A 7,817-nucleotide genomic window follows, 5' to 3' on the forward strand; every position below is an offset into this window, starting at 1 on the left:
TGAATGATGATTGCCGGGAGCAATGCTAGCGTCTCCTAAGTTTGATGAGCAATGTATAATTTTTGATCAACTTAATAATTTGAGCAACTCTGGATGTATAAAGAAATAGAGTCGCCAGTACTCATATCATATAACCATCTCAAGCCCCTCTTTGCCTACAAGGCGAGAGCCTCTTCCGCAACCCAATAAAAACTCAGAAGGAAAATTTAAAGCACCCCATATTTTTCCAGTTGCTGTCGGGCTATTTTAATCCGTCGTTTTTGTACCTCCCTGAAGGTTTTTCCGTCTATATTAACTGCAAAGTAATGCACATTTTCTTTGGATTCCACGATACCAATATACCAACCTAAGGCATAACCTTTGGAAATCTCTCCCCCACCAGTTTTGGCATAGAGCTTGTAGGTCTCAGTTTCCTCAACCAACATTACCTCCTTAAATGAAGCCAAAGTAGCTGAGGAAACCGGCAACTGCCCACTAAATAATTTATGTAGAAAATTGACCTGCTCTCGGGCAGAAATCTTCAGGCTGCCATTTAACCAGAAACGATCCACTCCAGAAGTTATATCCTTGTTTCCGTAGTTAAATTGAGTTAGGTATCGACCCATTCTTTCAGCACCGATCTGTAAGGCTATTTGCTGATAAATTGGCACCGCAGAATTTTGAAATGCAGCTCTTATCGGGAGGGGCTTTTCATACCAAACAGTGGGCCACCACCGCTGTGCCGGGTACTTCTCGTGATCATAGGTCAGCTCCTGATTCAGGCTAGTTACTACGCCCAAATCCAAGGCAATTAGGGTATTTGGTATTTTGAATGTGGAAAAAGGTGAAAGCCTCGTGTCCGCCCTACTCTCATTAACAACGGTAAAACTGGACTCTCTTTCATTTTTTAGAACAAAAGTGCATGAATCATCACACGCCTCAGTTTCAGCTGCCAAGTTGAGACTAAAAAGTAGCAGTACGAAGAATATAGCTATTCTCATGCCTTTAACCCTATTCACATTAATAACCTTCAAGAAACTTCCAGATTAACCTCATACCGCTCTCGGTTACCATATACGCCCCTTACAATCAACATTAAAAAGTCCAATGGCATCTTTTTTTGACATTCAAGTTGAGAGTCACTTGTGTCACGGGTCTTCGGGAAGAATGTTTCGCGTAATACTTCAAGATAACTGGATTTTCACCCGCGAGCAATTAATAGGTAAAATAGTCACAGGCGGTGATGAACATCATGACTAAATAGAAAGAATTTTTTTAAGTCCGATTTGATGAATGAGTTAGACTTGCTGATTGAGCCTTGTTATCTAAGGAGGCCCTGAAAGCCTCACTGAGAGGGAATTGAAGGCCATAGCCGCTGCATTGCTGCGCTTGCAAAGGGCTAAAGCCACTCACTGCGAATGCGCCCAATATCTGTAGCCCTCAAGTCTTCGCAGAGATATACGGAATTATTCAGAGGCTCCCTAAAGCCCCACACTCCTATTTAAGGCACCTATTAGCTTATTCTCCTTATCATATAAAAGAGAAAATTTCATGCATAAAGAAAAAATATTGATTCTAGGAGCTGGCTCTATTGGATCATATTTGGCTGCAAAGCTCTATAAATCACATTACCATGTAGACGTAATAGGTAGAAAAGCTGAGAAAATTGGGCTGCAAATTTTTATAAACAGTGAAAAGTTTGATTTCCCCCCAACATCAAGACATGTAAAGGACAGCAACATTTATGACTTTGTACTTCTATCATCAAAAATTTATGACCTGGAAAACAATTTAAATTTCTTAGCCAAATGCAAGTTCCAATCAAAAGTCATCATTTTACTTCAAAACGGCTTCTTTGATATATATATAAGTACCAAAAATTACATAACCAAAACATAACCAGCGCCCTTGTGAATGATGGCTTCAACTTAATTGGCAACCAGTTAACCTACATCAAAGGGAAAGGTTTTTTCATAGAAGAGGATAGAAACACACTAAAATTATACTCCATTTTTGAAGGTGCGGGGATTGAGGTAAGAAAAATTCACAACATGAATTTACAGAGAGCGCAAAAAACCATCTACAACTGTTCGACAAATATATTTTCAGCCATTTATTTAAAAACCTTCAGAGAATTGTTTGAAGACGAAAAACTCACCGAAAGAATCAAGCACACTTTCTTTGAAACTTATAAAATATTATCAAAGAAGGTTGATCTACGTCAGGATAAAGAAATCCTTTGGGATAAATTTTATAAGGTCGTAAAAAACATGAATCACTACTCCTCCACCTATCAGGATATTAGAGCGAATAAAATAACTGAGATTGCTTTTTTAAACGGTCAAATAGTTAAACTTGGTCAAGAAATGAATATTGCCACCCCTTACAACTGTAGAGCGATCAAAGAGTTTAGGGAAAAATACCCCACCTTATATTAAAACTCACCTCTCATGCATCATTACACTAAATTTATCAACAATTAGCAAAGCACCTGTAAAAACCAAATTCCACCAGATCGAAAATAGCAATGAAATACTTGCGCAGACAGGCTAATTTACTGGTATTTAAGGGGCTCTTACCGATCCATGGCCGACTGCTGCCCCTCTATACATCACCCTTGATTTGACACGTTAATAGCACGCATTAAATCCAGTATCTCGCCTTGGCCACCGCCCGCAACAATGCAGCAATATCAGCAGGGTAAACTTCACCTATATTACCAATACGAAAGCAATCCGCTTCAGACACTTTCCCAGGGTAGATAACAAAGCCTTGCTGTTTAAGCAGCTGATAGAAGCGTTCAAATTTATAATCTGGCTGACTTGGTGAGTAAAAAGAAGTAATAATGGGCGAGTGTAATGAAACATCCAGTAAAGGCTCAAATCCCAATTCTTGCATTCCCTGTACTAACAAGCTTTGATTTTCCTGATACCTTTTAGATCTGGCGCTTACACCTCCCTCAGCCTCAAGTTCGTTCAGTGCTTGTGCAAATGCTCTAACCACATGAGTCGGTGAGGTGAAACGCCATTTCCCTTGATTTACTTGCATACACTGCCACTGATCATACAGATCCAGGCTTAGCGATCTTGCCTGCCCTTTAGTTCGCTCTAGCAATTCCTGCTTTGCAATCACAAATCCAAAACCAGGAACGCCCTGAATGCACTTGTTTGCTGAGCTAACTAGGTAGCCGATATTGAGTTCACCTATATCCATAGGAATCCCACCAAAACTACTCATGGCATCAAGTATGAATGTCTTGCCATATTGCTGCGCCAAACGAGAAACTGCTTCAAGGGGATTCAGCATGCCTGTGGTAGTTTCACAATGCACCATCGCAATATGTGAAATACTGCGGTCTTGCTGCAAGGTCTTTTCCAGCAAATTTAAATCTGGTAACTGGGTTTCGATAAAATCCAATGCCGTATAGGCAATACCTAACACCTCAGCAATTTGCTTGATTCGTGCCCCATAAGCACCATTGTTGATGATAAGCAGCTTGTCATTTTTATTCACAACCGTGCCCAACACTGATTCCACACTTGCCGTGCCACTGCCCTGCATCAACACGCTGGTGTAGCCGGGCATGGTTGTGGCCATAGCCACTAATCTGCTTCTGATATCTTCTACTACCCTCAGATTGTAATCTTGATCCCATGTACACCAATCCTTGAGCATGGCTTGCTTTACGCTCTCACTGGTGGTTAATGGGCCTGGTGTCAAAAGCAAATATTGTTGTGGCATAGCCTGTTCTCTTAATCTGGTATAGACCAGATGTTTCCACACACATATGACACAAATAAGACAACGTAAAAATTTTTCATTTTTGAGGGGATAAAGTCACCAACTGGTTCACTCTAGGTTCTGCTACTATCAAGGCTCCACGCAAAAACCCCCGGTTGAGGACCTCGACATAGACGCGCATCGCTTCGACCTTGAACACCGACTGGATCACACTGCACTGGAATTTGTACTCGGCGAAATCGTTACCCAACAGGTAACCATTGACAAAGTAGGGCTCCAGGGTCCACTTGAAAGCCATTCCCGAGGAAAAGTCCTGCCCCCGGGTCCATAATGGTGGCCCGAGTGCACATGCCTGGACTTGTCGCCAAGCAACTTCCATGGCTACCGGCATACCCCCCATTGCCAGGACTCCCAACCCATGTTTCGAGGCAACTTTCGCTGGTTCATCGTTCTGCTTCTGTTCTTTATCACCGTGGTCAACTATATCGACCGCTCTGCCATCGCCTTTGCGGCCCACCTGATTATTGAGGATTTTGGCCTTAGTGCCGCCCAGATGGGCCTGATCATGGGGGCCTTTGGTATCGGCTACATCATCAGCACACTGTTCGGGGTATCGCCGTGGACCGATTTGGCGCGCGGACTGGACTGGCTATCGTAGTGCTATTCTGGACGTTTGCGATTGGCTGGACCGGGGCCGCAACCGGGTTCGTCATGCTCTATGCTGCCCGCATTGCCCTTGGATTGGCCGAAGGGCCGAACTTCCCGGCCGTAGAAGTTGCAATCAGTCGCTGGCTTCCCCCGCACGAACGGGCCACTGCACTGGCTGGTGCGCTGGTAGCCGTGCCAATAGCATTGGCCATTAGCTCGCCTCTAGTATCGCAACTCATTGAGGCTGTCGGCTGGCGCGGCATGTTTTTCATCCTCGCTGCCCTGGGCCTGCTATGGCTACCATTGTGGCTGTATTTCTACCGGGATTTGCCAGCTAGCTCACCCTTCACCTCCCCCGAGGAGCAAACCTATATCGAGCAAGATCAGGCTGACGCAAGCGAGCAGGAGCAATCCAGCAGCGGGGCAAACCTCTGGCGACATATGTTCTCGTCCCCTACCCTCTGGGCCAATTACTGGGCGTATTTTGTATTTGGCTATTTTCTGTTTTTCTTTATGAGCTGGATGCCAGAGTTCCTTCGCAAGTCCTATCACCTTGACCTGTCCCAGGTGGGTTACTTCAGCATCCTTCCCTGGGCAGTCTCGGCCGTTCTCCTGTGGGTCTTCGGGCTCTGGTCCGACAGGCTGCTTAAACAGACGGGCAGCCTAAGAAAAGCGAGGAGCTACCAAATTGCGGGAACCCAGTTATTCGCGGCCATCGCTATTATACCCGCCGCACTGGTCGATAATCTCTACGTCGCCATTGCCTCCATTACCCTGGCAGTAGGGGCATCAATGGCTGCCAATGCGGCCTACTATGCTGTGATTGCAGACCTGGTACCTAAGCTGGCAGGTACGGTAGTGGGCATCATGATCGTCTGGTCCGCCGCCGCAGGCTTTCTGGCCCCGGTCATCACCGGCTACGCCTTCGAGCTCAGCGGCAGTTTCAAGCCTGCGTTTAGTTTACTGACCTTGCTGGCGCTCTCTTCGGTGTTGGGGGTGCTGCTCTTTCACCATCCGGATCGCGACCGCCTGAGGCGCGGTGAGTCCTGACCCAAGCTCAACCGTTCAACCCCATACACGAGAGCACCGAAACACTTCGGGGCTGCCGTGCAGCCCTCAGATATCTCTTGATGCCCCCTATTACCACTGCCTCTTCTATTGTGTGCTTCGGGCATTTATCTAGGGCAAAGGTATTCCTGGGATGGAGGTAATGAATACACTTCTCTCGCGGCACGTCGTGAATACATCCATGAAGCTTGTAATCGGCATTTATGCCTCTTATGCTCCAGAGCGAAGCGTATTCTTCCCCTTCCACCTTCTTAGTAAATCAGTTGCCTGGGAGACTAGGGGGCTTATCATCCAATTACTTAAGCAATATCTCGTCAGTGGTGTTCATGCTTCTTTGATTGCCTCACTCTATTTAATGCTTTATGCGCATCTATATAGCCCAGTCCCGTATAATGACTCCCTAACCCGGTACGCCGAGCAGACTTGCGAAGCGCCTTTACAACTCTCTGGGTGGCTTCAGTTTTGGAATAACCATAGTGCTGTGCCGCGTCCAGTAGTAGCACACTTATGGCCGCTAATTGTGGGGCTGCAAAAGAGCTTCCAGATTCAAAATTGTTACTAGAGTCTGAGTAGACTGCATCGCCGGCGATCGCAAAGCTCTGATTGATGGCCAGCTCATTGTAGCCCGGCACTGTTGCCGTTAGAGAAACCTCATTGGAGAAGGGCTGCAGGTTTATGGCAAACATCAAGTTCTTTTCACCTGGCTGCCCATGATTTTGTGCAAGAAATGCTTTTATTAACTCCAGATCATAGGTAAAGAAGCTGCCTAGTGGAGGCAACCCCCGGCTCTTTCTCACATCAGTGTTTACTCCTTCAAGATCCGTACCCGTATTTCCCATGGATTTAGTAAATATCTTTGTCTGGAGAATATTTGAAAGGTGATTTGCAAATTCTGGGTCCAGCTGATCATCAGTGATATGAAATGCCCGACTCATATTAATAACACTGATGTCTTCACGATTGCGCAGATACTCCATGGCTTCGTTGTAAGTTTTACTCTCCGTACTAACTGGTACAATGGTTGCCTTGGGAGCAATGTCGAGAATGATATCAATTACCGTATTGCCGTGCAGGAAAGTAATAGGATCTCCGAACTGTATTTCAGCCTCAATATTGGGGTACTGCTCACGTTGCTGCTGAAGACGCACAGGATCAAATAAATCAAACACACCAACAACGACCCCTTCCCCATCAAATCGTTTGGCCAGCTTCTTTTGCTTGAGTTTGTAGCTAGGTACATAGGGTAGTAAAAGTTCATTAATTGCCAACCTGAATACATCTAACTCAGCAATGGCCTTCTCAAATGCCAACCTGTTCTCTTCTTGATACTCCTCGGTCTGGAAAGTATACAGAAGCTCAGCAAGCACAATGAATTCAGTAATAGATTGTCCCCATTTATGCATCAGTAGCTCTTCTATCATGTATATGGACTTCTCTCTCCCCTGATATTGATCGAAGTCAGCCGCTAAATAACTATCAAATATCGGGGTTACGGGCTCTTCCCAAGGCCAGGGAGTCAGCTCTTTGATGGTATCCAAAGACTCGCGCGCCTGCTCCACATTAGGATCAGATGCAAACCCCTTAAAACTGAATACAATCAGTAAAACTGTCAATATAACTTTATTCAAAACTATTTCCTTTTTATATTGAAATTTATTTGGAGATTTTAGTTTGAACCACTACAAGCCAAGGGCAACACCACTGAAACACTTCCCAGGCAGGACCTCTTAGCAGTGAATAAATAGGAACATGGAAGATGGTAAAAGGCAACAATAGGCTAATATACTTTGAGCAAAATAACCTTTATTTAATTAAATAGAGTTTAAATCGATAAGACTTAGGAAAGCTCTAGTTAATTCAGAGGCTCCTTTGCTTTTAACCTGGATTATTCCAGGGTTAACCGCCCCAAGAGGAATAGCTAGCAATCCTCCAATGATTATTGTGAAAACTATAATCCCCCGACACTGTTTCCAGCATATGCATCCCTCCTTAACACCGAATGCCATCACAACTTTATATATAAGGGTACCTCTAAAAATTCACTAATTTCCGGTAAAATAGCCTAAACGCTCACTAGTAAAGGTTATTGTCAAATGCAGCCGAGTTTTTTCGGTCTTGATGACCGCCATCGCAAGCTAAATGAACGTGATCCACTGGTTGCTCTTCGTAAGTTGATTGACTGGGAGGACTTCCGGAGTACTTTGAATAAAATCCCCACACTTCCAAGAAAGAGTAATGCTGGAAGAAGACCCTTTGATAAGGTACTGATGTTCAAGGCACTTGTATTACAGCATTTATATAACCTATCGGATGATGAGCTGGAATATCAGATACGCGATCGATTTTCATTTTGTCGATTTCTCAGCCTAAACCCGGAGGAC

Annotated in this window: 7 protein-coding genes and 1 pseudogene; 4 read left to right on the forward strand and 4 right to left on the reverse strand. The window is 44.7% G+C overall.

What is annotated here, in order from left to right:
* Positions 1–206 precede the first annotated feature (206 nt).
* Complete coding sequence (locus tag ACCI49_RS17480; RefSeq protein ID WP_371840418.1) at positions 207–980, reverse strand: penicillin-binding transpeptidase domain-containing protein; 774 nt, start codon at positions 978–980, stop codon at positions 207–209.
* A 550-nt stretch (positions 981–1,530) separates the two neighbouring features.
* Between ACCI49_RS17480 and ACCI49_RS17485 the strand changes: the two genes are divergently transcribed.
* Positions 1,531–1,878, forward strand: coding sequence for a 2-dehydropantoate 2-reductase (locus tag ACCI49_RS17485; RefSeq protein ID WP_371840420.1), 348 nt, complete (start codon positions 1,531–1,533; stop codon positions 1,876–1,878).
* 11 nt (positions 1,879–1,889) lie between these two features.
* Positions 1,890–2,417 (forward strand): ketopantoate reductase family protein, encoded by a 528-nt coding sequence (locus ACCI49_RS17490; protein ID WP_371840421.1) that lies wholly within the window; start codon positions 1,890–1,892, stop codon positions 2,415–2,417.
* A 205-nt stretch (positions 2,418–2,622) separates the two neighbouring features.
* On the opposite strand, the gene phnW is transcribed toward ACCI49_RS17490, so the two are convergent.
* Both phnW and ACCI49_RS17500 read right to left on the reverse strand, forming a co-directional pair.
* The gene (phnW, locus tag ACCI49_RS17495; RefSeq protein ID WP_371840422.1) at positions 2,623–3,720 is read right to left on the reverse strand and encodes a 2-aminoethylphosphonate--pyruvate transaminase; all 1,098 of its coding nucleotides are present in this window, start codon (positions 3,718–3,720) and stop codon (positions 2,623–2,625) included.
* A 76-nt stretch (positions 3,721–3,796) separates the two neighbouring features.
* On the reverse strand, positions 3,797–4,120 hold the full coding sequence (locus ACCI49_RS17500; RefSeq protein WP_371840424.1) for a hypothetical protein: 324 nt from the start codon (positions 4,118–4,120) through the stop codon (positions 3,797–3,799).
* An 18-nt stretch (positions 4,121–4,138) separates the two neighbouring features.
* Here ACCI49_RS17500 and ACCI49_RS17505 point away from each other — a divergent pair.
* A pseudogene (locus ACCI49_RS17505) lies at positions 4,139–5,418 on the forward strand (MFS transporter).
* Between the two features lie 332 nt (positions 5,419–5,750).
* On the opposite strand, the gene ACCI49_RS17510 reads toward ACCI49_RS17505, so the two are convergent.
* Positions 5,751–7,064, reverse strand: coding sequence for a S8/S53 family peptidase (locus tag ACCI49_RS17510; protein WP_371840425.1), 1,314 nt, complete (start codon positions 7,062–7,064; stop codon positions 5,751–5,753).
* A 465-nt stretch (positions 7,065–7,529) separates the two neighbouring features.
* Between ACCI49_RS17510 and ACCI49_RS17515 the strand changes: the two genes are divergently transcribed.
* On the forward strand, positions 7,530–7,817 hold a 288-nt coding region (locus ACCI49_RS17515), incomplete at its 3' end, for a transposase (protein WP_371838736.1).

The sequence above is a fragment of the Microbulbifer epialgicus genome (assembly GCF_041447265.1).
GTDB classification, from domain to species: Bacteria; Pseudomonadota; Gammaproteobacteria; order Pseudomonadales; family Cellvibrionaceae; genus Microbulbifer; species Microbulbifer epialgicus.